Annotated in this window: 26 protein-coding genes and 2 pseudogenes; 11 read left to right on the top strand and 17 right to left on the bottom strand. The window is 61.0% G+C overall.

Annotation, left to right across the window (positions count from 1 at the left end):
- The first annotated feature begins 55 nt into the window (after positions 1-55).
- The 4 genes from AC1DUR_RS14665 (at position 56) to AC1DUR_RS14650 (ending at position 2631) form a co-directional block, all read left to right on the top strand.
- On the top strand, positions 56-496 hold the full coding sequence (locus tag AC1DUR_RS14665) for a universal stress protein (RefSeq protein WP_477719577.1): 441 nt from the start codon (positions 56-58) through the stop codon (positions 494-496).
- Between the two features lie 121 nt (positions 497-617).
- Entirely contained in the window at positions 618-1058 is a 441-nt protein-coding gene (locus AC1DUR_RS14660; RefSeq protein WP_477719576.1) for a host attachment protein, read from the top strand.
- Positions 1059-1326: 268 nt separating this feature from the next.
- The gene (locus AC1DUR_RS14655; protein WP_477719575.1) at positions 1327-1788 is read left to right on the top strand and encodes a methyltransferase family protein; all 462 of its coding nucleotides are present in this window, start codon (positions 1327-1329) and stop codon (positions 1786-1788) included.
- Between the two features lie 237 nt (positions 1789-2025).
- Positions 2026-2631 carry a hypothetical protein gene (locus tag AC1DUR_RS14650; protein ID WP_477719574.1) on the top strand — a complete coding sequence of 202 codons (606 nt, stop codon included), beginning with the start codon at positions 2026-2028 and terminating at the stop codon, positions 2629-2631.
- Between the two features lie 64 nt (positions 2632-2695).
- Here the strand turns inward: AC1DUR_RS14650 and AC1DUR_RS14645 are convergent, their stop codons facing one another.
- Positions 2696-3301 (bottom strand): DUF938 domain-containing protein, encoded by a 606-nt coding sequence (locus tag AC1DUR_RS14645; protein ID WP_477719573.1) that lies wholly within the window; start codon positions 3299-3301, stop codon positions 2696-2698.
- Between the two features lie 166 nt (positions 3302-3467).
- Here AC1DUR_RS14645 and AC1DUR_RS14640 point away from each other — a divergent pair, with 166 nt between their 5' ends.
- The gene (locus AC1DUR_RS14640; RefSeq protein WP_477719572.1) at positions 3468-3854 is read left to right on the top strand and encodes an SRPBCC domain-containing protein; all 387 of its coding nucleotides are present in this window, start codon (positions 3468-3470) and stop codon (positions 3852-3854) included.
- 59 nt (positions 3855-3913) lie between these two features.
- On the opposite strand, the gene AC1DUR_RS14635 is transcribed toward AC1DUR_RS14640, so the two are convergent.
- A complete protein-coding gene (locus tag AC1DUR_RS14635) occupies positions 3914-4441 on the bottom strand; it encodes a hypothetical protein (RefSeq protein WP_477719571.1) in 528 nt (175 codons plus the stop codon).
- Positions 4442-4994: 553 nt separating this feature from the next.
- Positions 4995-5969 carry a cysteine synthase A gene (locus AC1DUR_RS14630; RefSeq protein WP_477719684.1) on the bottom strand — a complete coding sequence of 325 codons (975 nt, stop codon included), beginning with the start codon at positions 5967-5969 and terminating at the stop codon, positions 4995-4997.
- Between the two features lie 56 nt (positions 5970-6025).
- Between AC1DUR_RS14630 and AC1DUR_RS14625 the strand changes: the two genes are divergently transcribed.
- Positions 6026-6997: a DUF72 domain-containing protein gene (locus AC1DUR_RS14625; protein ID WP_477719570.1), complete on the top strand. Its 972-nt coding sequence runs from the start codon at positions 6026-6028 to the stop codon at positions 6995-6997.
- Positions 6998-7021: 24 nt separating this feature from the next.
- Here the strand turns inward: AC1DUR_RS14625 and AC1DUR_RS14620 are convergent, their stop codons facing one another.
- On the bottom strand, positions 7022-8044 hold the full coding sequence (locus AC1DUR_RS14620; RefSeq protein WP_477719569.1) for a PA2778 family cysteine peptidase: 1023 nt from the start codon (positions 8042-8044) through the stop codon (positions 7022-7024).
- 27 nt (positions 8045-8071) lie between these two features.
- Positions 8072-8422 carry a PA2779 family protein gene (locus AC1DUR_RS14615; RefSeq protein WP_477719568.1) on the bottom strand — a complete coding sequence of 117 codons (351 nt, stop codon included), beginning with the start codon at positions 8420-8422 and terminating at the stop codon, positions 8072-8074.
- Between the two features lie 315 nt (positions 8423-8737).
- On the opposite strand from AC1DUR_RS14615, the pseudogene AC1DUR_RS14610 reads away from it, so the two are divergent.
- Positions 8738-9099: pseudogene (locus tag AC1DUR_RS14610) on the top strand (DUF1428 domain-containing protein).
- Positions 9100-9193: 94 nt separating this feature from the next.
- On the opposite strand, the gene AC1DUR_RS14605 reads toward AC1DUR_RS14610, so the two are convergent.
- The gene (locus AC1DUR_RS14605) at positions 9194-9412 is read right to left on the bottom strand and encodes a hypothetical protein (RefSeq protein ID WP_477719567.1); all 219 of its coding nucleotides are present in this window, start codon (positions 9410-9412) and stop codon (positions 9194-9196) included.
- Positions 9413-9782: 370 nt separating this feature from the next.
- Here AC1DUR_RS14605 and AC1DUR_RS14600 point away from each other — a divergent pair, with 370 nt between their 5' ends.
- Together AC1DUR_RS14600 and AC1DUR_RS14595 are read left to right on the top strand one after the other, a co-directional pair.
- Entirely contained in the window at positions 9783-10244 is a 462-nt protein-coding gene (locus AC1DUR_RS14600; protein WP_477719566.1) for an SRPBCC family protein, read from the top strand.
- Positions 10228-10590, top strand: a complete 363-nt coding sequence (locus AC1DUR_RS14595; RefSeq protein WP_477719565.1) for an ArsR/SmtB family transcription factor — start codon at positions 10228-10230, stop codon at positions 10588-10590. Before AC1DUR_RS14600 ends, AC1DUR_RS14595 begins: the two co-directional genes overlap by 17 nt.
- Positions 10591-10757: 167 nt before the next feature.
- Here AC1DUR_RS14595 and AC1DUR_RS14590 read toward each other — a convergent pair whose 3' ends face one another.
- From AC1DUR_RS14590 to AC1DUR_RS14575, 4 genes are all read right to left on the bottom strand, one after another.
- The gene (locus AC1DUR_RS14590) at positions 10758-11894 is read right to left on the bottom strand and encodes a porin (RefSeq protein WP_477719564.1); all 1137 of its coding nucleotides are present in this window, start codon (positions 11892-11894) and stop codon (positions 10758-10760) included.
- 5 nt (positions 11895-11899) lie between these two features.
- The gene (locus AC1DUR_RS14585) at positions 11900-12058 is read right to left on the bottom strand and encodes a hypothetical protein (protein ID WP_477719563.1); all 159 of its coding nucleotides are present in this window, start codon (positions 12056-12058) and stop codon (positions 11900-11902) included.
- A gap of 92 nt (positions 12059-12150) precedes the next feature.
- Entirely contained in the window at positions 12151-12771 is a 621-nt protein-coding gene (locus AC1DUR_RS14580) for an RBBP9/YdeN family alpha/beta hydrolase (RefSeq protein WP_477719562.1), read from the bottom strand.
- A 9-nt stretch (positions 12772-12780) separates the two neighbouring features.
- The gene (locus AC1DUR_RS14575) at positions 12781-13692 is read right to left on the bottom strand and encodes a TauD/TfdA dioxygenase family protein (protein ID WP_477719561.1); all 912 of its coding nucleotides are present in this window, start codon (positions 13690-13692) and stop codon (positions 12781-12783) included.
- A 116-nt stretch (positions 13693-13808) separates the two neighbouring features.
- On the opposite strand from AC1DUR_RS14575, the gene AC1DUR_RS14570 reads away from it, so the two are divergent.
- A complete protein-coding gene (locus AC1DUR_RS14570) occupies positions 13809-14846 on the top strand; it encodes an AraC family transcriptional regulator (RefSeq protein ID WP_477719560.1) in 1038 nt (345 codons plus the stop codon).
- A 156-nt stretch (positions 14847-15002) separates the two neighbouring features.
- On the opposite strand, the gene AC1DUR_RS14565 is transcribed toward AC1DUR_RS14570, so the two are convergent.
- From AC1DUR_RS14565 to AC1DUR_RS14545, 5 genes are all read right to left on the bottom strand, one after another.
- Positions 15003-16199 carry a CaiB/BaiF CoA transferase family protein gene (locus tag AC1DUR_RS14565; RefSeq protein ID WP_477719559.1) on the bottom strand — a complete coding sequence of 399 codons (1197 nt, stop codon included), beginning with the start codon at positions 16197-16199 and terminating at the stop codon, positions 15003-15005.
- Positions 16200-16224: 25 nt separating this feature from the next.
- Entirely contained in the window at positions 16225-17406 is a 1182-nt protein-coding gene (locus AC1DUR_RS14560) for an acyl-CoA dehydrogenase (RefSeq protein ID WP_477719558.1), read from the bottom strand.
- 309 nt (positions 17407-17715) lie between these two features.
- Positions 17716-18711: a Bug family tripartite tricarboxylate transporter substrate binding protein gene (locus AC1DUR_RS14555; protein ID WP_477719557.1), complete on the bottom strand. Its 996-nt coding sequence runs from the start codon at positions 18709-18711 to the stop codon at positions 17716-17718.
- A gap of 27 nt (positions 18712-18738) precedes the next feature.
- Positions 18739-19719, bottom strand: coding sequence for a quinone oxidoreductase family protein (locus AC1DUR_RS14550; RefSeq protein ID WP_477719556.1), 981 nt, complete (start codon positions 19717-19719; stop codon positions 18739-18741).
- 89 nt (positions 19720-19808) lie between these two features.
- Complete coding sequence (locus tag AC1DUR_RS14545) at positions 19809-20867, bottom strand: beta-keto acid cleavage family enzyme (protein WP_477719555.1); 1059 nt, start codon at positions 20865-20867, stop codon at positions 19809-19811.
- Between the two features lie 545 nt (positions 20868-21412).
- Between AC1DUR_RS14545 and AC1DUR_RS14540 the strand changes: the two are divergent.
- Positions 21413-21654 (top strand): annotated as a pseudogene (locus AC1DUR_RS14540) (DDE-type integrase/transposase/recombinase); the annotation flags it as partial.
- A 41-nt stretch (positions 21655-21695) separates the two neighbouring features.
- Here AC1DUR_RS14540 and AC1DUR_RS14535 read toward each other — a convergent pair.
- Both AC1DUR_RS14535 and AC1DUR_RS14530 read right to left on the bottom strand, forming a co-directional pair.
- Entirely contained in the window at positions 21696-22685 is a 990-nt protein-coding gene (locus AC1DUR_RS14535) for a Bug family tripartite tricarboxylate transporter substrate binding protein (RefSeq protein WP_477719554.1), read from the bottom strand.
- Positions 22686-23121: 436 nt separating this feature from the next.
- The gene (locus tag AC1DUR_RS14530; RefSeq protein WP_477719553.1) at positions 23122-24048 is read right to left on the bottom strand and encodes a LysR family transcriptional regulator; all 927 of its coding nucleotides are present in this window, start codon (positions 24046-24048) and stop codon (positions 23122-23124) included.
- Positions 24049-24171: the final 123 nt, after the last annotated feature.

Raw genomic sequence — 24171 nt, 5'->3', positions numbered from 1 at the left:
AATCATCTGCTGGCCGGGCCTTGCCTGCCCGCCATTTTCAAAAGCGAGGCCCGCCATGTTCAAACACATTCTTCTGGCTACTGACGGCTCCGCCGCCTCGGAGCATGCCGCCGAACTGGCTGTCGGTCTTGCGCGCACACACGGCGCCAAGCTCACGGCGGTGTTTGTCATCGACCCCTATCCTTACCTGAGCCTGGGCGAGACCAACCCTTACGGCTTTAATGCCTACATGGCGGCCGCGCAGGCCCGGGCCGCAGAAGCCCACGCCAGGGTGATGGAGATCGCCGGGCGGGGTGATGACCAGTTGGCGGTGGAGCTTCGCATGGTGGAGGAGGTCGGATCCGCGCGTGGCATTTTGCTGACCGCCGAAAACGAGGGCGCCGACCTCGTCGTGGTCGGCTCGCACGGGCGCTCCGGCTTCGGCCGCCTGATGCTGGGCAGCGTGGCCAACAGGGTGGTGGCCGAGTCGGCGTTGCCCGTGCTGGTGGCGCGCTGACCCTGGCCATGCCCCCGCATTCGCAGGTTTTCTTGGCGCGCATCAAATCCGCTCTGGAAGACCTGCGCTATCGTGAAATCAATGACAACCTGGGGTACCCCTAACCTTGACGGACACGATCATGAAGCCAGAATGGATATTGATTGCCAACGCTACGCACGCCCGCCTGCTGTCGCACGACCGCGGCAGCCCCATGGTGGTCCTCAAGAGCTTTGAGCATCCGCAAGGCCGCAGCAAGGTCAGCGAACTGGCCGACGACAGGATGGGGCGCGAAAATACTGACCAGGGCATGGGTGGCACGGCTTATCAGCCGCGAATGGAAGCCAAGCACAAGGAAAATCCGCGCTTTGCGCGCGAACTGGCCGACTACCTGGAGCCCTATGCCCAGCAGGACAGCTTCCGCTCGCTCGCCATCTTTGCGTCCAGCCCTTTCCTGGGCGAGCTCGAAAGCGAACTCGGTTCGGCCACCACGCGCCTGCTGACCTACCTGCAAGACCTGGACCTCACCAGCTTTGGCCTGGGCGAAGTGGAGCGGCGAATTGCGCAGGAGATGGCGCGCTGATTGGCGGCTTAAAAAATCACTTTTGCTGTCACTGGGCAGGAAGTGGAGAGTAGGGAGTAGGAAGTGGGAAGTGGGAAGTGGGGGAGAAGGGAAGGATGGCACGGGGCGGGCTGTTGTCCCCGCAGCGATTCACCGCGGGTTGGGGCTTTGTGCCCCTTCTCTTTTTTTAAAGTCCCTTGAAGCCTCTTTGGAGGGCCAATGGGCGAAGATGGCGGTCTGGGGTGCTCCGGTGCCCGGTCAATCTGTCATTTTGTCCATCGGTCTTCACATGCCCAACCTTGAACTCAGGATTCCGCCACCCCTGGTAGCTGTTTTGGTGGGCAGTGCGATGTGGGGCGTGTCGCTGATTGCACCGGGCATCGACACCCCCGCGGCTGTACGCATGGCCGTGGTGGTGGCGCTGGTGCTGATCGGCGCCGGCTTTGAGATGTCCGGCATCCTCGCCTTCCGGCGTGCCAGAACAACCGTCAACCCCCTGCGGCCCGACAAATCCTCCCGGCTGGTCAGCTCGGGTGTTTACCGGTTCACCCGAAACCCGATGTATGTGGGCCTGGTGTTCATGCTGCTGGCCTGGGCTGCCCATTTGTCCTGCGCCTGGGCCGTGCTGGGGTTGCCGGTGTTTGTGCGCTACATCACCCGCTTTCAGATCAAGCCTGAGGAAAAAGCGCTGGCCGCCCTGTTTGGCAGCCACTACACCGACTATCGGGCCCGCGTCAGGCGCTGGTTGTGAGGGTTCACCCAGCTGCGCTGCATTCCCGCCGCTCCCGCCGCCACCGGTCGCAAAACGCCGGCCCTGCCTTGACACAAAACGTTCCCGTGCATCGAAACAGGTCCGTCCAGTGGTTTAAGCTAGGCCGACCGGGTAATGCGGCCCGTTCGCCCTGAACCTGAACAGGTCTGATCCTGCCGCCCTTGCCTTGCCCCTTTTACCCATTCACCCCTTCACACAAGAAAACTGAACGTCGCGATGGAACTTCTTCCCCTGGTGCTGCTGTTGGCAGTGGCTTATTTCTTGCTCAAGAAAAGTGAGCAACGCAAACGCATTGTTTTGCTGGCCAGTCATCTGGGCAACTACCAGATTGAAAAGCTGATGGAGACCCTGGCCGAAGGCTACCTGCGCGCACTGGGCGAGAAAGATCTGGAGCGCCGCGAGCAGATCTGGCGCTACCTCGACTCGACCGAAACCCAGTTGTGCGAGCAATTCAACAAGTTCTGCGCCGAGTTTGCCAGGCTGGATGCCGCAGATACCCGCGTCAGCACGCTCCCCCTGGCCATTCCCTACGCCGCCAGGTTGTTCCCCCAGGCCACGTTCGACCTGCGCAAGGCCCTCGCCATCCACGCCCACGGCCTCATGCAGGCGGCGAGCAACGCGTTGAACCGCACGCCCCGGGACAAGGCCTTCACGCTGTCTGCCGAGCTGTTTTTGATGCAGCACACCTGCCACTGGTTTTGCAACTCGAAAGCGGTGGCTTCTGCGCGCTTGATGGCGCGGCACCAAACAACGTATGCGCAGGTGCTGGCGGCTGTGGGGCCCGATACGCGGGCGGCCTATGTGGCTTTGACGGGCGGCTGAGCAGCGTGGTTTGCGGCCTGGTTTGCGGCGGGGTTTGCGGAGGGCGCAGCATTTGCCCCCGGTTTCAGGCCCTGGCCCACACCAGCAACAGATTGTTGGCGGGCATGGCGTGCCGCGACGATAACTTCAGCCCGGCGCGCGCAGCCTCTTGCTCCACGTCTTCACGCCGGCGGATGCCCCAGGCGGGATCTTGTGCGCGCAGGCTTTGGTCAAACGCCAGGTTGCCCTCCGAGGTCTGCACGTCATCTTCCAGATAGGGCCCGTAGGTAATCAACACACCGCCCGGTGCCAAGTGTCGCGCGCTTCCCTGCATCAATGCGGGGCAGGTGGCCCAGGGCGCGATGTGCAGCATGTTGGCGCAGTAAATCAGGTCGAACTTCTCGTCGTCTGGCAACCAGCGCGGCGCCATCACGTCCAGCAGCAAGGGCGGGCGTACCTGCGTCAGGCCCTGCTGCTCCACATAAGCTGCAATGGAGTCCAGCGCGTCGGGCCGGGCATCGGTGGGCTGCCATGTCCAGTGCGGCAGGCCAGCGGCAAACCAGGCCACGTGCTGGCCAGTGCCCGAGGCAATCTCCAGCGCACTGCCGCGCTCCGGCAGCAGCTCGCGCAGCATGTTGAAGATGGGCTGCTTGTTGCGGTCGGCAGCGGGGCTGAAATCGGGTTGGGGCATGGGCGGGCGTTGCGGCAAGGTTAATGCGCGAAAGGAGCGAAGGTGAATGGTAGCCCTTGCGCAGCGGGCGTGGGCAGCTTTCCAGGGCTGGTTCGGCTACCCGCTGCAGCCAGCTTGACAAGCCTGCGACGCTCCCCACAATCGAGAGACGGATTGGAGTGTGGCCATGTCTCATGTCATCCATCAGGAAATCGTCATCGCAGCCAGCCCGCAGCGCGTCTACAGCGCGCTGACCGACAGCCAGCAGTTCAGCGCGCTCACCGGCGTGCCGGCCGAGATCAGCCGCGAGGCAGGCGGCGCCTTTTCATGCTTTGGCGGCATGATCGTGGGGCGCCATGTGGAGCTGATGGTGAACGAGCGCATCGTCCAGGCCTGGCGGGTGGCCAATTGGGACGCCGGCGTTTATTCCGTGGTTCGTTTCGTGCTGAAGGCGCAGGGTGCGGGCACCCTGCTTGTCGTCGACCATGCCGGCTTTCCGGACGGCACAGGCGAGCACCTGGAGACCGGCTGGCACAGCAATTACTGGGAACCGCTCAAGAAGTACCTGGGTTGATGGGCGCCGGTGGGCGCTGGCATGGAACGGGAGTCAGGCCCTGGCCCGGTTTCGCTGGCTCAGGCGGCTTTGGCGGTGCGCCGCTGCTTGAAGGTAGACGTTCGCTTGACCTTGGCAGTCACCACGCTGCCGCCCGCAATCTTGCTGGCCAGTTCCGCCGTCTTCTGTTCGATCTGCGTTGCCAGCCTGGTCAGCGCCTCGGCGCCCGGTACCGTGGCCTGGGCCAGCACGTTCAGGGCGGTCACGCCGGTTTTTTCTTCAAATGCACTGGCGTTGGCGGCCACGCGCTCTACGCCACCTTCCAGCACTTTGACCAATTGGCTCACCACGTGTTGTGCGCCGTTGGTCGTCAGGCTCAAGCCCTTGGCGTAGCAGGCGCTAAAAGCCAGCTGCGCAGCCGATGCGTTTTCGACCGTTTCAGCCGTGAGTTGCGGGCGTGACTCTTCCAGCGCGCGGTTCCAGCGCTGCTCCAGCAGGCTGACCACGCGCTCGCCGCCAGCGCGGTAGGCATCAATCACGTTTTTGGCCGTATTGCCATAAGACTCGATCAGGTTGCCGGCAACAATGGACAGATTTTTGGCGCTCATGGTGTTTCCTTGGGATGGGTTGAAGCTGGGAAATTAGAAAGGTAGCTAGAAAGGTAGCGCCATGATGCGGGTTTTCCCTAGTGAGCGCGACCTAACGGGCTAGAGTGGCCAGCCCAGCCGGGTTTGGGGCAGGGCCTGGCTGGCAGCCGGAAGCGGGGCGTGCGCCTGGCTGGAAGTTGGCCCAAATTTCGGGCTTCATATGGGGTGAGGGCATGGTCGCTATGCACAAGTCCGAGCCCAGCCGTCTGAACGCTCAGGCTGCCCGTTTTTGCTCCTTCACCCTCTGGGGGAAGGTTGGGATGGGGGCTCGCGAGGTAACGCTTCGTTAACCAACGCAGAACAGGCCGAAAGGCATAGCAACCGCACCTGCTTTGTTTGAAAGAAGTGCAGGCGCACAGAGCCCCCATCCCCGCCTTCCCCCAGAGGGTGAAGGAGCCAAACCAGCCAGCGCCTGCTTGAACTGGCAGCCGGGAAGATATAGGGCATAGCGTCGGGCATCGGGGAGACGTTTCAGGTGATTGGAGTCCGCCCCCCGATGCGCTCAATCACTGAATCACTGCGGCGCCAATCCCTTTTCCGCTAGCCAGGCGCGATTGAACAGCCGGCTTGAATACAGCCCGCCGCGGTCGCACAGCAGGGTGACGATGGTGTGGCCCGGCCCCAACTGGCGGGCCAGCCACGCGGCGGCCGCCACGTTGATGCCGGTGGAACCGCCCACGAACAGGCCCTCTTCGCGCAGCAGGCGGTAGACCATGGCGACGCAGTCCTGGTCATTGATTCGCACGGCGTCGTCGATGGGCGTGCCCTCCAGATTCGCGGTCACGCGGCTGGAGCCAATGCCTTCGGTGATGGAGTTGCCCTCCGCCGTGAGCTGGCCGGTCTTCACAAAGTTGTACAGGGCGCTGCCGTAGGGGTCGGCCAGCACGCTGCGCACAGCAGGGTTCTGTTCCTTGAGAAAGCGCGCCACGCCGGCGAGCGTGCCGCCTGTGCCGGTGGAGCAGGTGAAGGCGTCCACCTTGCCCCCCGTGTCGCGCCAGATCTCCGGCCCGGTGGTTTCATAGTGGGCCTGGCGGTTGACGAGGTTGTCGAACTGGTTGGCCCAGATCGCGTTGTCCATCTCCTGCGCCAGGCGGGAGGCGATCTTCTGGTAGTTGTTGGGGTCCTTGTACGGCACGGCCGGCACCGGCCGTACCTCGGCGCCCAGCACGCGCAGCAGATCCATCTTTTCCTGCGACTGCGTCTCCGGAATGACGATCACGCAGCGGTAGCCGCGCGCCGCGCAGATATGGGCGAGCCCGATGCCGGTATTGCCGGCGGTGCCCTCTACCACCGTGCCGCCTGGCTTCAGCGCGCCGCGCCGCTCGGCATCCTGGATGATGTAGAGCGCCGCGCGGTCCTTGACCGAGCCGCCCGGGTTCAGGAACTCCGCCTTGCCGAGGATCTCGCAGCCGGTCTCGGCGCTGAGCCTTGCCAGCCGGATCAGTGGTGTGTTGCCTATGCTGCCGATGAAGCCTTCACGCACGTCCATGATGTGGACCTCCACTTCCCAGTGTCCCAGTGGTTGGCGCACTGGATATCTCTCTTTTGAAGGATACTCCCAATGAAAACATTGTGGCGGCCGAGTGCCATTCCACGATCCTGATTCCCATGACCATCCTGGTTGGCACTGCCTCCTGGACCGACAAAAGCCTGATCGGTTGCGCACGCTTTTATCCCAAGGAAGCGCGCAGCGCCGAGGCGCGGCTGCACTATTACGCGAGCCAGTTTCCCCTGGTCGAGGTGGATTCGAGCTACTACGCCATGCCCAGCGCAAGCACCGCGCAGCTGTGGGCCGAGCGCACGCCGGCAGGCTTCGTGTTCAACGTCAAGGCGTTCAGGCTGTTCACCGGGCACCAAACCTCGCCGACCGTGCTGCACAAGGACCTGCAGGCCGCCATCGCTGCCAGCGCCACCTTGAGCCGCAAGAAGCTGCTCTATTACCGCGACATGCCCGCCGAGATTCGCGACGAGCTGTGGCGTCGCTTCATCGAGGCGCTGGCGCCGCTGAACGCCGCGGGCAAGCTGCGCGCCGTGCACTTCCAGTTTGCGCCGTGGATTGTGCGCAACCGCGAAGGGCATGAGCATGTGGCGCGCTGCGTGCAGACCATGGCCGGGCACACACTGGCGGTGGAGTTTCGCAACCGCACCTGGTTCGAAGGAGAGCATGCCGCCGCCACGCTCGCGTTCGAGCGGGATCTGAACGTGATCCATGTGGTGGTCGACGGGCCGCAGGGCTTTGCCAACAGCGTGCCGGCGGTATGGGAGGTGGCCAATCCCGCGCTGGCCATCCTGCGGCTGCACGGACGCAACCAGGAGACCTGGAACCAGAAAGGGCTTGCGGCGTCGTCCGAGCGTTTCAACTACGACTACCCGGACCAGGAACTCGCGGCGCTGGTGCCTCGCATCCGCGAGCTGGCCAAGCGGGTCGGCGCGATGCACGTGGTGTTCAACAACAACTTCGAGGATCAGGGGCAGAGGAACGCGAGGACGGTGATGCGGCTGTTGGATGCGGCATGAAGGGGAGTTCAACCCCATTCCCTGTTACTTCGAATCCGACCCCGCTCGCGCACCTTGAGGCTGCTGGGCAGCCAGGCGTTGCAAGATGAGCCGGTGGGTTTCACGCACCTCGGCCGCAAATGGCCCCTGTGCCTGCAGAGCCTGGTCGATCTGCGCAAGTGCCTCCTGTTGGCGGCCCTGGTCGGACAGGTTCTGGGCCAGGTTGTTCAAAACCACGGTCGACTGTCGGTGGCGCGTCGAGGCCTCGCGCAGCACCGCTTCGGCCTCTTTGAGCGCGCCTGCGGCATGGTACTGGTTGGCCAGGCCTATGCTGGCAGTCAGGTTGTCTGGCCAGCGCTTGAGGGTCGCGGCGTAGGCCAGGGTAGCGGCCTTTCCGTCGCCCGTTCTTTCCATCGCCATCACGGCCGCCAGCCATCGGGCTTCGGTCGCCGTCGCGGGAATGCGGTCGGGCGGCACGGTCACCATGGCCCAGTAGCCGCTTTTCATCCAGGTGCGCTCGAACAGCGTGAAGGGCAGGGCCTGACTCCTGCGCATGCCCGAGCGCAGATGCAGTTCGCCGGCGGGGTAGTCAAAGCCCGCCACCACCGCGTAATGCCACTGGGTCATGACAGGGCCGATGTCCTGCAAGACCAGCACCGGATTGCCAGCCGCCACCTCGCGTAACAGGTCGTCGTAGCGAGGCTCGAGCAGGTAGGGCACCTGGCCGTAGCGCCGCGGCGTGGCCAGCATCTCGGCTTGCAGGCTGCCCAGGCGCGCGGGCAGGTAAACCTGCTCGACCAGCGCCTCGGGCGTGATCGTCACGCCCGCGTGATTGAGCAAGGTCGCCAGCGCCGCGGGGCCGCACTGGTACTCCTCTTGCGGGAAAAAGGGAACGCCGGCCAGTTCGACCTGCCGGGCCACGCCCACAGGCCAGCCCGTGCGCAGCGCCATGGTCTGCGGCACCATTTGCGCGCAGCCGGCGAGGGCGAGCAACAGGCAGCCAATACCCGCAATACCCGCGCGCCGGCATGTGCGCAAGCCCATCATCAAAGCGCGGAGATCAGGCATGCATCACTCCGCGGCTTTCGCCGCGCTTTATTTGCGGAACGCGAAGTACCAGACGAGGCCGGCGATCAGCGCCACCACCAGCACGCCTGCGGCGGTGCTCATGCCACCGGCCGGGGCCGTGTCGATGTTGGTGGCCGCCAGGGTCTGCACTTCTTCGTCCGTCATGGCCGCGACGCGCTCGCGGGCCATCGTTGGGTCAATGCCTTGGGCCCGAAGTTGGGCTGCCGTGTCGGCGCGGCTGAGTATGCTCAGCACCGCGGCGCGGTCAGGCGGTGCGTTGGCAGCGACCTGATCAGCCCCGATCATCCCTGCCTGTGCTGTCTGGAAAGACAGTGTGATTAGCGCAACGATCAATGAGCGGCATATCAGACTTTTCATGATTGGTATCATCTGGACCTCCTTCAAAGCTCGGCCTGAACAACGCCCGGCAGGAATTGCCCGACGCCGTTCCAATATACGCCCGTGGCGGATTTTTGTATGCTGCGTGCGTCCGCGAACCGTGTGGCATTCACACTTGGCAACAAAAATAAGTTGGGCCGCGCTCTTGCAGCGCTGGGCCGTGAGCGTCACCCGCCAGACTTGCTGGATCCGGCGTTGCGTCAAACAAGCGCGCAGCTTGACGGGCACCTTGATAAAGCCGGACACTCTCCTGCAACCCGATTCCTCCACCCCGACGCCCCAAGGAGCACTTGCATGGCCCACTATGTCGATGGATTCGTTGTCCCGGTTCCGAAGAAAAACCTCGACGCCTACCGCCGCATGGCGCGCAAGGCCGGAAAGATCTGGAAGGAATTCGGCGCTCTTGATTACATTGAATGCGTTGCTGACGACGTGAAGCCGGGCAAGCACACTTCGTTCCGCAAGCCGTCAAGCTCAAGCCGGACGAGACCGTGGTGTTCTCCTGGATAGTCTACAAGTCGCGCAGGCAGCGCGACAGCGTCAATGCCAAGGTGATGAAAGACCCGCGCCTGGCGCCGATGATGGACCCCAAGGCCATGCCCTTCGACGGCAAGCGCATGTTCTGGGGCGGCTTCAAGACCATCGTCGAGCTCTGAGCTTTTGGACCGCACGAGCCTCGCGCCGCGAGAAGCTGATGGCGAACGAGCGCATCGTCCAGACCTGGCGGGTGGCTAATTGGGACGCCGGCGCTTATTCCGGTATCCAGGTGATCTTGCCTTCCTGCACATATTCTTCAAACTGGGTGAGGGGAATGGCGGTCACGGCGGCAATGCCCGGGGCATCTTCCCAGCTCAGGGTGGCGCTGTCGAAGGTCAGCGCCACTTCCACGCGCACCCGCGGGATTTCTATGGGCACACCGTCACCCGGCGTGTAGGTCACGTCACCGGTAATCATGGCGAACTGGGGCATGGCAATCTCCTGCATGGTTGAACGGACGTGGACGGCATGCTTTAAGAGCCGCTAACAAAACCCTCCTGGCGTCGTTGTGCCGCCTTGCCGTGCTAGAGGTCTGCGGCGGCACGCCTAGCCAGGACCGCTTCGCTGGGTTTTGTTAGCGGCTCTAAGCCGAGACCCTCATTTGACACGCAGCACTGACCGCCTTGTGTAGGCAAAAACGACTTTGTGCGACGTCCAGCGCGGCAAGCGTTGATGATGCGTTAAACACGAAGTCTCTGCAATCCAGTTGCAATTTGTTTCCTCGGTTTTCCAAATAATGCAACTGTTTGGTTGCATTATTTGATTGGACTGACGCACAATAAATGCAACCAGGAGATTGCATATGACTTCATCAACCGACCGTATTGAACGCAGCGTCCTCATCAACGCCGCGCCTTCCAAAGTCTGGACGGCGCTCGCCAACGCCGAAGAATTCGGCAACTGGTTCGGCGTGGCGCTCAAGGGACAAAAATTCGTCGCCGGCCAGCAGGTGCAGGGCCACATCACTATTTCCGGCTACGAGCATGTGGTGTTCGACGTGCTGATCGAGCGCATCGAGCCGGAAAAACTGTTTTCTTACCGCTGGCATCCCTATGCGGTGGACCCGGCCATCGACTATTCCAAAGAGCCGACCACACTGGTGGTGTTTACGCTCACGGAAGCGGGCAACGGCACGCTGCTCAGCGTGGTCGAATCGGGCTTTGACAACATCCCGCTGGCCCGCCGCGCCGAAGCCTTCCGCATGAACGACGGCGGCTGGGAAGGGCAGATGAGCAATATCCAGAAATATGTCGCCCCGCAATAAATCCCCGCAAGCCCCCGAAGCCCAATCACCACAGCCCGGCCCCGCAGGCGTATTCGCCGCGCTGGGCGATGAGACTCGCTTGCGCCTGGTGGCCGTGCTGTGCGTGGGCGGCGCAGTGTCGATTGCCCAACTCACCTCCACCACCGACATCACCCGCCAGGCCGTGACCAAGCACTTGCATGTGCTGGCCGATGCGGGGCTGGTGCACCACGTGAAAGTGGGGCGGGAGCGTTTGTGGCAGTTTGACCCGCGGCAGTTGGATGAGGCGCGTCGCTCGCTGGAGCTGATTGCGCAGCAGTGGGATCAGGCGCTTGGCAGGTTGAAGAGGGCTGTGGAGATGGATTGAAGACGACGGTTGCTGGAGAAGCCGGGGCAGCGGACGCGCTACGCATGGCTGGCAGCTTGACAACCCTGCGATGAGGGCGCGTGGGCGCCTTGACTGCCGGCACGCACGATCGCACCCCAATCCTTGACGTCGCGCGTGACGGTCTCGGCAAACTTCTCAGGTCGGGTTCAGAAACTGTGCCGGATACCGAAATCGACGCCGGTGATATTGCCACCCGGCGTCGTCGTGGCCGGTGTGGCAAAGCCGCCAGTCGTGTTCAGGACGTACAGCTTCGAATTGTTGCGGTTATCCAGCAAGCTCAGCGTTGTGTAGAGCGCGGTGCGTTTGCTGAGGTTGTAGACCCAACCGGCGGAAAACTGCCGTGCATCGTTGCTGCCGGCGATCTCGTTCTGTTTGACCTGCGCGTACTGCAGCTTGAAATCGTTGGGGCCACGGGGAATGACGGCGCCCACACTGAAGCTCACGTTGCTGCCCACGCCACCCGTTCCACGGGCACGCCGCTCGGTGCTGGCCAGACCGAGCAGGCGCATCATGCCGAAGTCGTATGACGCACCGAGATTGACGCGGTCCGAGTTGCCAGCAACCGCAGTGGACGTCGGCAGCAGATCGTAGCGCGTGCGCCCGGCGGCCAGCGCCACATCCAGCCTGGCGTTGCGATAACCGACTCGCGCACCGTAGTAGTCACCATCATGTTTGCCGCCCGCAGCTGTCGCGGACACATTCGACGCGTTTTCGCCAAGGGCAGCCATGGCCTGACCGTACCAACCACCCAGACCGGAGGGCAGAAAGTAGCTGACGGCGTTGGATGCACGCAAGGCTGTTACGCTGGAAAACACACCCGTGCTCAGCATCAGCGCACTGGAATTTCCGATGCCGTTACCACCGAACGGATCGAACACCACGTAATTCAAGGAACTAGGCACCACGTCGCGACCCACACGCACCTCACCAAAGCGGCCCATCAAGCTCACCGTGGACCGACGATTGAATGTCAGGCCGCCGCCCCCAGTCGAGCCGGACGGCGTGTTGTTCAAGTTGGTCAGTTGACCAGCGCCGGTGTCGAGGAAGAAACCGGCCTCCAGCCAGAACGCAGCAGAAAGTCCACCACCCAGGTCTTCACTGCCTTTGAAGCCCAGCCTGCTGGGTGTGTTGGCGCCCGACACGATCCGCGTGATCCGCACGGCTCCATCGGCCTTGGTGATTTCGACGGCCGTATCCATCACGCCAAACAGCGTGACCGATGACTGCGCGAACGACAAGCCCGACCCGAGGACCGCGATCGATCCCAACAGCAATTTCTTCATTTCATTTATCCCGGTTGATTTGCAAATAGAATCCCGGCCTTGCGACGTCGACCTTCCAGTCGAGTACCGGTCATGCTGAACGGGTGGCCAATCGCAATTGAGCCGCCGTTCATGTTGTGCTGCGCAGGGTCAATACCCAGCGGAAATTGCGCGTCGAAGTGCACCAATTACCGAAAGTACGAACACCCCTTCGGGTACGTGTACAGATGCGTAGCCCTTGAACCTGACTGGTCGCACTCAACGAGCACGGCCATCGTCAAATCCCGCAAGCCTGGCCCACTTCTTTCTCAGCCGGTGGCGTCCAGTCGCCAGTCGGTGAAGAGAGTTCGCGAATGAATGCTTCGGCCTGCGGCCACTCGCCATAGCCCGAGGCCGGATTCAAATGTCCGACCGCCCCCAGTTCGACGAAGCGGCTGCCCCACGCCGCGGCCAGGTCACGGGCACGTTCAAGACGCGTGAGAGGATCGTTGCTACTTGCCGCGACGATGCTTGGAAACGGCAACGTGGCGCGCGGGATCGGTAGCCAGCCATGGTTGCTCAGTGCCTCGGTCGTCGGGTAGCCCGCCGGCATGGGTGTTTCAAGGTCCGCAGGCGCTGCCAGCAGCGCACCTTGGACCTCGCGTGTGGCGCGCAGGGTAGCCCAATGGGCAACCATCATCGCGCCCGCGCTGTGCGCCACGATGATCACTGGCCCCTGAATGGAGGCCAGAGCGCTGTCGATGGCATCGACGCGGGCAATGCAGCCAAGTTTGTCGTGCTCGAGCGGGGCGACACTGCGCACGCGAGGCAGCTTCGCCGCCAGCAGGGTCTGCCAGTGGTTCGGCACATGCTCACGCAGGCCAGGAACGACGAGAATGGTTGGTGACGTTGATGTCATGTTGAGCACTTAGTAGGGCAAGTCACCGATGATTGCGGTGCGCTCCATCTTGCGGTGGCACGGCGGGTAATCCATCACCGCGTAGTGCTGGGTCGAACGGTTGTCCCAGAAGGCGACGCTGTTCTTCTTCCAGCGAAAGCGCACCTGATACTCGGGGATGCTGGCCTGGCTGGTCAGGTAATTGAGCAGGTTGCTGGCGCCCGGCGACTTGTCCAGGCCGAAGCGCACGTTGGCCGGGGTGTTGAAATTGGTGAAGTGCGTCGTGAAGCTGGCGTTGACAAACAGAATCTTCTCCCCGGTTTCGGGATGGATACGCACAACCGGGTGCTCGGCGTCGGGGTACTGAGCCTTCAGCGCCAGGCGCTTTTCGATCGGCATCACGGCGCCGAAGCTCGCCTCGATGCTATGGCGCGCGCGCAATGGGTCGATCTTCGTCTTGATATCCTCGGGCAGCTGCCTGTAAGCCTCGACCATGTTGACCCACATCGTGTCGCCGCCCACGGGCGGGCATTCGACACAGCGCAGCACGGCGCCTAGTGGAGGCTTTTCGCGCCAGGTGGCATCGGTGTGCCAGGAATTCTCGTTGCGTTCGGGAGGGCTTTCCGGGGTTTTGTAGATCTGAACCAGCCCCGGATGATCGGGATGGCTGCCCACCACGGGATGCTCCTCCAGCTCGCCGAAGCGGCGCGCGAAGGCCACGTGCTGCGCGCGCGTGATGTCCTGGTCGCGGAAGAACACCACGCGATACTTGAGAAGCAGCGTCCGGATCTCTGCCATCAGCGCGTCGTCCTCGGCAGCGGCTCCCAGATTAACGTTGCCGAGCTCGGCGCCGATCGTGCAAGTGAGCGGTTCGACCTGGATCGAGCTTCCCAGCGAAGTCGCGCGGACCACTGCGGGTGCCACCTGGAGGTCTTGAGTCATGACAGTTTGTCTCCTGTAATAGAATGACGTGACAGATCAAGTGTGGCGTCGGTGGACTGTCTCCGCTTGACAATACATGACAGGCATTTTGCATTTCATGCCAATCCTTTAGACCGATGTCGCCTCTTGTTCGTGCTGCGAGCCTCACCAATTACAGCGAGGTGGCCCTTGCCGCCGGACTCAACCCGGCCCGGATGCTCTTTGACGCAGGGCTCAACCCCAGCGTATTGCACGAGCCGGATCTCATGATTCCGGTGGAGTGTGTCGGGCGACTGCTCCAGGCTTCTGCAACCATGTCGGGCAACGAGAGTTTCGGACTCTGCATGGCCGAGTCGCGCCTGTTGTCCAATCTTGGGGCGGTAGGACTGCTGATTCGCGACCAGGCGACTCTGCGCGACTCGCTTTACATGCTGATGCGCTACCAGTCGCTGCTCAATGATGCGCTGTCGCTGGCGGTCGAGGAAAGCGCTGGAATGGTCGTTATTCGCGAGGTGGTCATGGCCGGCAGTCCGCGTCAGCCCACGCGCCAACGGGTTGAACTGGCGCTAGGGGTCATGGTGCGCTTGATACGCCAGCTCCTCGGGGCCGACTGGCAGCCGCGGCGCGTGTGCTTCGAACACGCTGCGCCGCGTGACATCAGTACCCACCTGCGGTTGTTTGGCCGTTGCGTCGAGTTCGACTACGACTTCAATTGCATCGTCTGCGCAAAAACCGATCTCGATGCACGCAACCCTTCCGCTGATCCGGCGATGGTGCGCTATGCGCAGCAGCTGATAGACGCGTCGGCCAAGTCGCAGAGGGCGACAATGCTTGAGGACGTGCGGCGCACGATTCTGCTGCTGCTACCCAGTGGGCATTGCAGCATCGAGCAGGTGGCCGAGCACCTGGGGGTCATGTGCCGCACGGTCCAGCGTCGACTGGCTGAACAGGAGCAGAGCTTCTCGGCTATGGTTAACGACATCCGCAAGGATCTCGCCACACGTTATGTCCTCGAGAGCGATCGCCCATTAACCGAAGTGGCAGCGCTACTCGGTTTTTCTGCGCCAAGCAGCTTCTCGCGCTGGTACCAAACACAATTCAGTTGTAGCGCCAAGGAGAGTCGATCCACACGCATCGCCGCTCGCCGCCGCACAGTACCGCGGGCCAGTGCATGACCCCTTACGAGGCGGTGCGTCTAGCTGCCGGCAATGGCCACCATTTCTGCGCTCTTGCCGGCCAGCAGCAATAAATCACCTGAAGCTACTGCCAAAGCTACTGTATTGTTCAAATAGCCAAGGCCGCCTGGCTACTGGAATTTGACTCCGAGAGCTTCACTTCACACTATTCCAGATTGCCGGATGGACTCCCAACTCAGGCGGAGGCAATTCCGACTTTGGTCGCATCCCGTCCATCAGCATCGGATTAGCCACCATAGGTGGAACGGTTGCATCACTCGACGCCAGTTTCATCCCCCGCGCGGCCACATGTGGATGCGCCATGACTTGGGTAATGTCCAGGATCGGTGAGCAGGGGACGGCGGACTGGTCCAGCAAGCAAACCCACTCGGCCGTGTCGCGCTGCAGCGTCCATTCGGCAATCATGGGCACGAGCGAGTGGCGGTTTTCTACCCTTGCCGGATTGGTGCCGTATCGCACGTCGCATGAAACAGCGGGCCGGCCGGCCACCTCGCAAAAACGCGCAAACTGGCCGTCGTTTCCTACAGCCAACACCATATGGCCATCGCGAGTGGGAAACACCTGGTAAGGAACGATGTTCGGGTGAGCGTTTCCCATGCGGGTTGGCGTCGTGTGCCCAATGAGCTGATTACTACCCTGGTTAGCCAGCATGGCCACCTGCACATCGAACAGTGCCGCATCAATGGTGCGTCCGCGCCCCGTCTGCTGTCTTTCATACAACGCGGCAAGAATGGCCGTGGTCGCATAGACGCCGGTCATCAGGTCGGTCACGGCCACCCCCACCTTTTGTGGTTCAGCGCCCTTGTCACCGGTGATGCTCATCAGCCCGGCTTCAGCCTGAATAGCAAAATCGTACCCGGCCTTATGAGACAAAGGGCCGTTTTGCCCATAACCGGTGATTGAACAGTAGATCAGCCGTGGGTTGATGGCGCGCAGACTGGCTGCATCCAACCCGTACCTGGCAAGTTGCCCAACCTTGTAATTCTCGATCAGCACATCGGCATCCCGAGCCAACGCTTGCACTAGCTGAATGCCGTCCCGGCTGGCGATATCGATGGCCACTGAGCGCTTGCCCCGATTGGCGCAGACGAAATAGGCCGCGACCCGCTGCTCGCCCTCACCCCACCAGGGAGGGCCCCAAGTGCGGGTGTCATCGCCTGTTCCGGGGCGCTCAACCTTGATAACCTCAGCGCCGTAGTCGGCCAGTAGCTGACCAGCCCATGGTCCGGCCAGTACGCGAGAGAGGTCGAGCACGCGCACTCCGGCCAAAGGGCGTGGTGTTTCACAGGCGCCGCGAGCGACCTCGGGGCCATGAGCTTGCAAGTGGTCCATTGATGTGCCTTCGCTGAAGCCAGTGTCAAGAGAAGGCCTGGATACCCGTGATGGCCCGCCCCAGGATCAGCGCATGGATGTCGTGTGTTCCCTCGTAGGTGTTGACCACCTCCAGATTGACCAGGTGGCGCGCCACACCGAACTCGTCGCTGATGCCGTTACCCCCCATCATGTCGCGCGCCATACGGGCAATGTCCAGGGCTTTACCGCAGCTGTTGCGCTTGAGGATGGAGGTGACTTCAACCGAGGCTGTGCCGGCATCTTTCATCCGGCCCAGCTGCAAGCAGCCCTGCAGGCCCAGGCTGATATCGGTCAACATATCGGCAAGCTTTTTCTGGATCAGCTGGTTGGCGGCCAAAGGGCGGCCGAACTGGTTGCGGTCCAGCACATATTGGCGCGCGCGATGGAAGCAGTCTTCGGCCGCACCCAATGCACCCCAGGCAATGCCGTAGCGGGCGCTGTTCAGGCACGTGAACGGGCCCTTCAGACCGCGCACGTCGGGGAAGGCGTTTTCTTCCGGCACGAACACCTCGTCCATCACGATTTCTCCGGTGATCGAGGAGCGCAGGCCTACCTTGCCGTGGATGGCGGGCGCGCTCAAGCCCTTCCAGCCTTTTTCCAGGATGAAGCCGCGGATCGCGCCTTCGTCGTCCTTGGCCCACACGACGAAGACGTCGGCGATCGGGCTGTTGGTGATCCACATCTTGGCGCCGGTGATCGAGTAGCCTCCGGGCACCCTCCTGGCGCGGGTGATCATGCTGCCGGGGTCGGATCCGTGGTTGGGCTCGGTCAGGCCGAAGCAGCCCACCCATTCGCCGCTAGCGAGTTTCGGCAGGTATTTCTGTTTCTGTGCTTCGGAGGCAAACTCATTGATCGGCACCATCACCAATGAAGACTGCACGCTCATCATGGATCGGTAACCGCTGTCAACCCGTTCGACTTCGCGTGCTACCAGGCCGTAGCAGACGTAGTTCAGGCCGGAGCCGCCATATTGCTCCGGGATAGTTGCGCCGAGCAGACCGAGTTCGCCCATCTCATTGAAGATGGCGCGGTCGGTTTTTTCATGGCGGAAGGCGTCTTGCACGCGCGGCAGCAGGCGTTCCTGGCAGTAGGCATGGGCAGCGTCGCGCACCTGGCGCTCTTCATCGCTGAGTTGCTGATCCAGCAGGAAAGGGTCGGACCAGGAAAAATGGGGGCTTTTACTCATGGCTTGTCTCTTTACAAAAAGTGATGATGTTTTGCTGGCACGTTTGACGTTTGATGTTTGACGATGTGCCAATGCTGCTGATTCAAGTTAAATTGGCAAACGGTTCTCTGGCCGTCATTTGCCCTGGTTCTTTGCGAGGTGAACGTGCTTATGGCCTGGTGCACTCAGACTCGCCGGAAAGAGCTGCGATGACTTGTTTCAGGGAATAGCTGCAGGGGCAAAACGACCAAGAGCCTTCGATTTATCGCGTTGCCAGGTAGCTAGTTGTGCGCTTGCCCCTCATGAATTGCAAACATCAGGGCGAAGGACTCAATTGGGACTGATCTGAAGCTTCAGCTTTTCGATGATTTTCCGGTTCTGATCCATGGTCGCAGCCATCTTCTGCCGAAGCTCCTCAACTGAAGCATCTTTTGGTATCTCAAGGCTTTGCGCAGCAAGCATCTCGCGTAATTTTGGTGAATGCACGGCCTTTGCCACTTCGCGCTGGATTCGATCGCTAAGCGGCTTGGGCATGCTGCTCAGAATAAAGACCCCGATGCTCGCATCGGCAAGGACAAACTCAGGCAACCCTAGTTCTGCAAAGCTGGGCACATTGGGCAGATACGGGGAGCGTGTGGGCGATATGACTGCAAGCCCCTTGATTTTCCCGCTCTTGATCGTTTGGACAACGCTGCCAGTCACAGTCTCAAAGCTCAGTTGAACTTGACCTCCCATCAAATCGACCATGGCAGGAGCCGAGCCCTTGTATGGAACGACCAGGATGCTATCGCCGCTTTTTTCCCTGAGCATTTCGCCAAGAAAATGCGAGCGTGTGCCGACGCTGACATTCGCTACGCTTACGGACTTGGGATTGCGCTTGGCATACTCGCTCATTTCTTTCACGTTGTTTGGCGGGAAATTTTCATTCGCAACCAATACATGAACCATATTCGCGACCGCAGCAACGTAAGTAAAAGTCTTGAGTGGGTCGAAAGGCGTCTTGACGCTGAGTGGAAAGTCGGTCAGGAGACTCGATGGCGCCACCATCAAGGTGTACCCATCGGCAGGCGCGCTCATCAGCGCCCTTTCGGCGATGACGGCCGAACCACCTGGCTTGTTATCCACCAACACGGGCTGACCTAGATTGGTCCGCAATTGTTCAGCGAGCGAACGAGCCACATTGTCGATGATGCCGCCAGGCGGCGCAGGGACGATCAAGCGGATGGGTTGGTTCGGCCATTCCTGCGCCATTGCAGGCGATACCGCCGTCAGCCAGGACAGTGCAGTTATCGCGAAGACTCTCAGTTTCAATGAATTGAATGCCATGGAAGTTCACCTTAAAAAGTGGAATTCTCAAATAACGAATATGGATGACCCGGTGGTCTTCCGGCCTTCAAGATCACGATGCGCCTGCACTGCATCCTCCAGGGCATACCGCTGATTGATCTCGATGCGGATGCGGCCTGCCGCCACGTGGCCGAATAGCTCATCGACCAGTTCCGCCTTTTCGGCCGGATCCGCGATGTAGTCGGCCAAACCTGGGCGGGTGATGTATGCGGAGCCTTTGCGGGCCAGGATCGCAGGGTCAAACGGGGGGATTTTTCCGGAGGCGGTACCCACGCACACCAGCAAACCGCGGCGCTTGAGCGAGTCCAGCGAAGACATGAATGTGTCTTTGCCCACGCTGTCAAAAACTACAGAGACGCCCACGCCGTTGGTGATCTCACGCACGCGCCTGGCAACGTCCTCATGGCTGTAGTTGATGATGTGGTCGCAACCGTGGGCGCGTGCCACCTCGGCCTTGGCCTCGGTAGAGACGGTTCCAATCACGTTGAGGCCCAGAAGTTTGGCCCACTGGGAGACGATCAGGCCCACACCGCCGGCGGCAGCATGCAGCAATATGGTTTCACCGCGCTGGAACGGGTAGATCTTGCGGCACAAGTAGGAGGCCGACAAGCCTCGCATGGTCATGGCCGCCGCGGTCTCGCAGCTGATGGCCTCCGGCAACTTGATCAGCGGTGCGGCGGCAATCAGCCGCTTCGTGCTGTAGGCGCCCAGCGTGTTGGTAAAGCCTGTGTAGGTTACGCGGTCGCCGACCGCGACGTTCGTCACGTCGGCACCGACGGCCTCGACCACGCCGGCCGCCTCGTTGCCGATGCCGCTGGGCAGCGGAACCGGGTAGATGCCGCTGCGGAAATAGGTGTCAGCGAAATTCAGGCCCACCGCCACGTGGCGGAGGCGAACTTCTCCCGACCCGGGTTCACCAACCTCAACGTCCTCAAAACGCAGCACCTCAGGCGCGCCCGTTTCATGGAACTTAACGACTTTTGCCATGTTGTCTCCTGTTATGTATCTTGCGTATCAATATCAGAATGTCAGAATGCGCCGGCAGCTTGCCGGCCTTGACCTCACACCCTGAGGCTTCAGGTCGGCTTGCGCAGGAAGCCCTGGTTGCCACCGTTGCGGTTGGGCGCGAAGCCATTGGCCTGAAGCGTCTCTTCCGCCGTCTCGTAGAAGACGCCTATCTTCATGATTTCGCGTGCCTGTTGTGCTGTCGCGATGGGGCGACCAAATTCGGTTGAGATACGCACCAACTGCTTGATCTGCTCGACGGAGCTCATCTTGCCCGTGCGGGTCTGGTTCCAGAGTACGTCCTCGATGCCGCAGCGCACGTGCAGGCCCAAGGCAATGCCGATCATGTTCACGGGCAGCACATTGAGCACCGAGCTCTCCACCGTGATCACCGCGCCATCGGGCGCAGCACGCAGGAAGTTGGCCAGGTTGTAGATGTTCGCTTGATCCATGCCGCCGCTGATGGCCACCCAGTTCATCACCAGAGGGCCCTTGTAGACGCCGCGGCGAATCATCCGCTCGATCGTTTCAAAGCTGTTGATGTTGTAGCACTGAAACTCGCTCTGAATGCCGGCGGCAGTCAGGCGGCGGATGTGCTCTTCGACCCAGCTGGGATTCGAGGGCACGATCATGTCCTTGTAGGTTGCATAGAGGTGCGGGAAGCCGCGCGAAACGCCCTTGAAGTCATCGATACCCGCATGCTCCGTCACATTCATCTGCGTCGTGTTGACGGTCACCGTCACCTGGTCGGGCTTCGGCGTGAGTTCGGCCAACATATGCCGCGTGTCGTCGCTTAGCCACTTGGCGGCCGAGCCATCATCTTCGGGCGCGAAGCTGATCGAGCCGCCCACCTGGATGACCATCTCCGGCACGCGGGCGCGCACCCCGGCGATCAGCTCATTGAACATGGACAGGCGCTTGCTGCCCTTGCCATCGGCTTCACGCACATGCAGATGCAGCACGGTGGCACCGGCTTCATAGCAATCCACCGCCTTTTGGATCTGATCCTCCATGGTGACCGGGATATCTTCCGGGAAGTCTGCGGGAATCCAGCCCGGCGCATAGGGAGCGGCTGTAATGATCAGGGGCTGCTGGTTCTCGGGATACAGGTGGCCGTCAAGGAAGTTCATGATGGGTCTCCAAGTTGAAATGTGAATAGCGAGAATGTCGAACTAGATGAAAAAACTTCAGGATTAATCTTTAGCGAGGAGTGAATCATCTGGCTTTGCGCCATGTTTCACTTCACATTTCACGTCTTTGACTTCGCTTTTCATGACAGGGGCCCGCCCCCTCACCGGGAATTTTTCGGACACTGGGGCGTTCTTGAAAACACGACCAGGCACTGCGCCATCCTGAAATATTCGGAAGAGGGGTGGCCCCGGAAATCTGACCAGGTCGATCAGCACAGTCGCCCCCTGAAGGTGCCGAAAAGTGGCCCCTGAGACTGGAGCAAGACATGCGCAGAAGACTCCGCCGCAACCATTCACCCGCGTTCAAGGCGCAAGTAGCTGCAAGCCGTACGCGGTGAGAAGACGCTGACCGAACTGGCACCGAAGCACGACCTGCACCCCACGCAGATCCATGAATGATGCAAGCAGTTGATGGAGCGTGCCGCCGACGTGTTCGATGCCGACAGCCAGCCCGATGCGCCGGTTATCGAACGCCAGGAGCTGCAAGCCAAGTCTGGGCTGTGGACATCACCTATGTTCCGATGGCCAGGAGCTGGAGGTACCTCACCGTGGTTCTGGACTGGTACAGCCGCAAGGTTCTGGTCTGGCGCCTAAGGACAATGAGATTCCCATGTCGATGGACAGCAAGGGCTGTTGGCGCGACAACGTGTTTGTAGGGCGCTTGTAGCGCTTGGTCAAATATGCGGAGGTTTATCTCCAGGCCTACGAGGGTGTCACCCACGCCCGAGTCTGGGCTACCTGGACCGCGACAGATACTGAGCAGCAAAATCAGCTTGGACTGATCTTTAGCTTGAGTTTCTCGATGATTTTTATGTTGTGGTTCATGGTCGCATCCAGCTTCTGCCGGAGCTGCTCCATTGATGCATTTTTAGGGTGATCAAAACCTTGCGCTGTAAGAGCTTCACGGAATTTTGATGAATTGATCGCCTTTTGTAATTCATTCTGAATTTGATCGCCAAGGGGCTTGGGTGTGCTGCTCAGCATAAATACCCCAACGCCGGCGTCCGGCATCACAAGGTCGGGCAGTCCTAACTCGCCGAAGCTGGGCACATCAGGAAGATAGGGGGAGCGTGTGGATGACGCAACTGCCAGCGCATGCAGTTTTCCACTCTTGATCAAGGGCACAACATTCGTCACGACATCAAATGTCAGTTGAACGTGGTTGCCCATCAAATCAGCCAAAGCTGGGGCCGAACCCTTGTACGGAGCAACAACAATCGTGTTGCCACTTTTATCCCTGAGAATCTCGCTCAAAAAATCTGATCGGTTCCCGGCGCTAAGGCTCGCTATGCTGACTGACTGGGGTTTGCGCCTGGCATAGTCCAATAATTCAGTGATAGTGTTTGGCGGGAAATCAGTATTTTTCACCAGGACATGGACCATGCCGGCGGCTTCCGCTACATAAATAAAACTCTTGCGCGGGTCGTATGGTTTTTTTACGGCGAGTGGGATATCGGTCATCATGCTCGATGGTCCGACCATCAAGGTGTGGCCATCGGCAGGCGCGCTCATGAGTGCCCGTTCGGCCACTACAGCCGAGCCACCGGGCTTGTTATCCACCAACACAGGCTGCCCCAGAGTGGCACGCAATTGTTCAGCCAGCAGACGTGCGACAGCATCGGCAATACCGCCAGGTGGCGCTGGGACTATCAATCGGATGGGCTTGTCAGGCCACTTTTGCGCCTGTGCTGGTGATGCCGCAGCAATACAGGACGCTATAGCTATTGCGAATACCCTTATCAATGAATTGAATCTCATGTTGCTTCACCTTAAAAATGGCATGACGCCGCATTTGCATCATCTGGTCGTGGCCCCTTTTTGACTTGACCGTTGACGTCTTTTACTTTGCATTTCATGACAGGATGCACGCCTGCTGTCTAAGAACCTGTTTACGATCTATGTGGGGTCGCGTTGAGACGCAATCGGGATGAGTTGCTTGCCAACATCACGCGGCATGGGCTGATGCCCATGCAAGGGATTTGGTGAGCAAATCGCCCGATTTCGTCCCAACCCGCAGGGCAAGTGGATTCTCGGGCGGTCTGCGGCGTTGCAACATCAGCCAAGGCATCAGCCTTGGCCTGGATGTTGCGCCTTGCATCCCATCCCGATAATCCACTTGCGCGACCCCACATAGATCGTAAACAGGTTCTAAGGACGCAGAAGATTGGATCGCCCGGCGACTGACGCCGTTGGCTCAGTGGGAGCCGTGTTGCTCGGCGGCGCTGCAGTGCGCCAGAAAATCCGTGGTCGCACGGCCCAGCCGCTTTTCGCGGTGCAGCACGATGGCGAGCTGGCGGCTTGCCCTGGGCAGACGTGTTTGCAGTTCGACCAGGTGCCCGTCTGCCACACTTTGCGCCACCGCGTAGCGCGAAAGGCAGCCCAGGCCATCGCTCGCCGCCACCACGCGCTTGATCGCTTCGGTGCTGCCTAGTTCGAAGCCGACGCGCACCCGGTCGAGGTTTTTCAGCAACCATTCATCCGCGATCTGGCGCGTGCCGGAACCGTGTTCCCGCAGCACCCAGGTGGCATCGGCCAACTGGCGGGCCGTCGCGCAGCGATTCGCCAGCGGATGACCCGGAGCCGCGAGAATCACCATTTCGTCATCCAGCCAGGGCCGCACGACCAGGTCGGCATGCGTCTGCGACCCCTCGACAAAGCCGACGTCGACGTCCAAGGCAGCTACCGCAGCTATCACTTCGCTGGTATTGCCTATGCGCAGATGGATCTGGCTCTTGGGGTGCAATTGCGTCCATTGCGACACCAGGCTGGGCAACAGGTATTCGCCGATCGTAAAGCTGGCGGCGACCCGCAAGGGTGCGGCGTGCTCGTCCGTGAACAGGGCTTGCACTTCGGCCGCCTGTTCGACCAGGGCCTGGGCCTTGGGCAACAGCGCACGTCCGTTCTCGTTGAGCAGCAGGCGTCGGCCGATGCGGTCGAACAGTTCGACGCCGAGCGCGGCCTCGAGTTCGGCCAGCGAGGTGCTCGCCGCAGATTGCGAGCGTGCGATCCGGTCGGCGGCCGCACGCGTGCTGCCACCGCGCGCCGTGGCCAGAAAGACTTCGAGCTGACGCAGGTTGAGGCGCAGGCGCTGGAAGGATTGCTGATTGGATTTATCGATCATTCTTAACGATATTATCCGCTTTTTTCTTTAATGACTTTTGCCTATTATCTAATTCATTGAGGGCATAACCCTCCCACGCGTACCCCACGCGCGCTGTTCGAAAGAGGTTTGCCTGTGTTCAAT

This window comes from Polaromonas sp. P4_F4 (assembly GCF_056401355.1).
Note: the sequence above shows the minus strand (reverse complement) of the source record. Positions and strands in the feature narration are given on the sequence as shown.

Bases quoted from the DNA above. Each gene is read 5' to 3' on its own strand.
- AC1DUR_RS14545 (WP_477719555.1), bottom strand. From the start codon at position 20,867: ATGAACTTCCTTGACGGCCACCTGTATCCCGAGAACCAGCAGCCCCTG.
- AC1DUR_RS14665 (WP_477719577.1), top strand. From the start codon at position 56: ATGTTCAAACACATTCTTCTGGCTACTGACGGCTCCGCCGCCTCGGAG.
- AC1DUR_RS14590 (WP_477719564.1), bottom strand. From the start codon at position 11,894: ATGAAGAAATTGCTGTTGGGATCGATCGCGGTCCTCGGGTCGGGCTTG.
- AC1DUR_RS14630 (WP_477719684.1), bottom strand. From the start codon at position 5,969: ATGGACGTGCGTGAAGGCTTCATCGGCAGCATAGGCAACACACCACTG.
- AC1DUR_RS14555 (WP_477719557.1), bottom strand. From the start codon at position 18,711: ATGGCATTCAATTCATTGAAACTGAGAGTCTTCGCGATAACTGCACTG.
- AC1DUR_RS14605 (WP_477719567.1), bottom strand. From the start codon at position 9,412: ATGCCCCAGTTCGCCATGATTACCGGTGACGTGACCTACACGCCGGGT.
- AC1DUR_RS14575 (WP_477719561.1), bottom strand. From the start codon at position 13,692: ATGACTCAAGACCTCCAGGTGGCACCCGCAGTGGTCCGCGCGACTTCG.
- AC1DUR_RS14595 (WP_477719565.1), top strand. From the start codon at position 10,228: ATGTCGCCCCGCAATAAATCCCCGCAAGCCCCCGAAGCCCAATCACCA.
- AC1DUR_RS14530 (WP_477719553.1), bottom strand. From the start codon at position 24,048: ATGATCGATAAATCCAATCAGCAATCCTTCCAGCGCCTGCGCCTCAAC.
- AC1DUR_RS14655 (WP_477719575.1), top strand. From the start codon at position 1,327: ATGCCCAACCTTGAACTCAGGATTCCGCCACCCCTGGTAGCTGTTTTG.
- AC1DUR_RS14650 (WP_477719574.1), top strand. From the start codon at position 2,026: ATGGAACTTCTTCCCCTGGTGCTGCTGTTGGCAGTGGCTTATTTCTTG.
- AC1DUR_RS14635 (WP_477719571.1), bottom strand. From the start codon at position 4,441: ATGAGCGCCAAAAATCTGTCCATTGTTGCCGGCAACCTGATCGAGTCT.
- AC1DUR_RS14615 (WP_477719568.1), bottom strand. From the start codon at position 8,422: ATGAAAAGTCTGATATGCCGCTCATTGATCGTTGCGCTAATCACACTG.
- AC1DUR_RS14600 (WP_477719566.1), top strand. From the start codon at position 9,783: ATGACTTCATCAACCGACCGTATTGAACGCAGCGTCCTCATCAACGCC.
- AC1DUR_RS14660 (WP_477719576.1), top strand. From the start codon at position 618: ATGAAGCCAGAATGGATATTGATTGCCAACGCTACGCACGCCCGCCTG.
- AC1DUR_RS14570 (WP_477719560.1), top strand. From the start codon at position 13,809: ATGTCGCCTCTTGTTCGTGCTGCGAGCCTCACCAATTACAGCGAGGTG.
- AC1DUR_RS14645 (WP_477719573.1), bottom strand. From the start codon at position 3,301: ATGCCCCAACCCGATTTCAGCCCCGCTGCCGACCGCAACAAGCAGCCC.
- AC1DUR_RS14550 (WP_477719556.1), bottom strand. From the start codon at position 19,719: ATGGCAAAAGTCGTTAAGTTCCATGAAACGGGCGCGCCTGAGGTGCTG.
- AC1DUR_RS14620 (WP_477719569.1), bottom strand. From the start codon at position 8,044: ATGCCTGATCTCCGCGCTTTGATGATGGGCTTGCGCACATGCCGGCGC.
- AC1DUR_RS14580 (WP_477719562.1), bottom strand. From the start codon at position 12,771: ATGACATCAACGTCACCAACCATTCTCGTCGTTCCTGGCCTGCGTGAG.
- AC1DUR_RS14560 (WP_477719558.1), bottom strand. From the start codon at position 17,406: ATGAGTAAAAGCCCCCATTTTTCCTGGTCCGACCCTTTCCTGCTGGAT.
- AC1DUR_RS14565 (WP_477719559.1), bottom strand. From the start codon at position 16,199: ATGGACCACTTGCAAGCTCATGGCCCCGAGGTCGCTCGCGGCGCCTGT.
- AC1DUR_RS14640 (WP_477719572.1), top strand. From the start codon at position 3,468: ATGTCTCATGTCATCCATCAGGAAATCGTCATCGCAGCCAGCCCGCAG.
- AC1DUR_RS14535 (WP_477719554.1), bottom strand. From the start codon at position 22,685: ATGAGATTCAATTCATTGATAAGGGTATTCGCAATAGCTATAGCGTCC.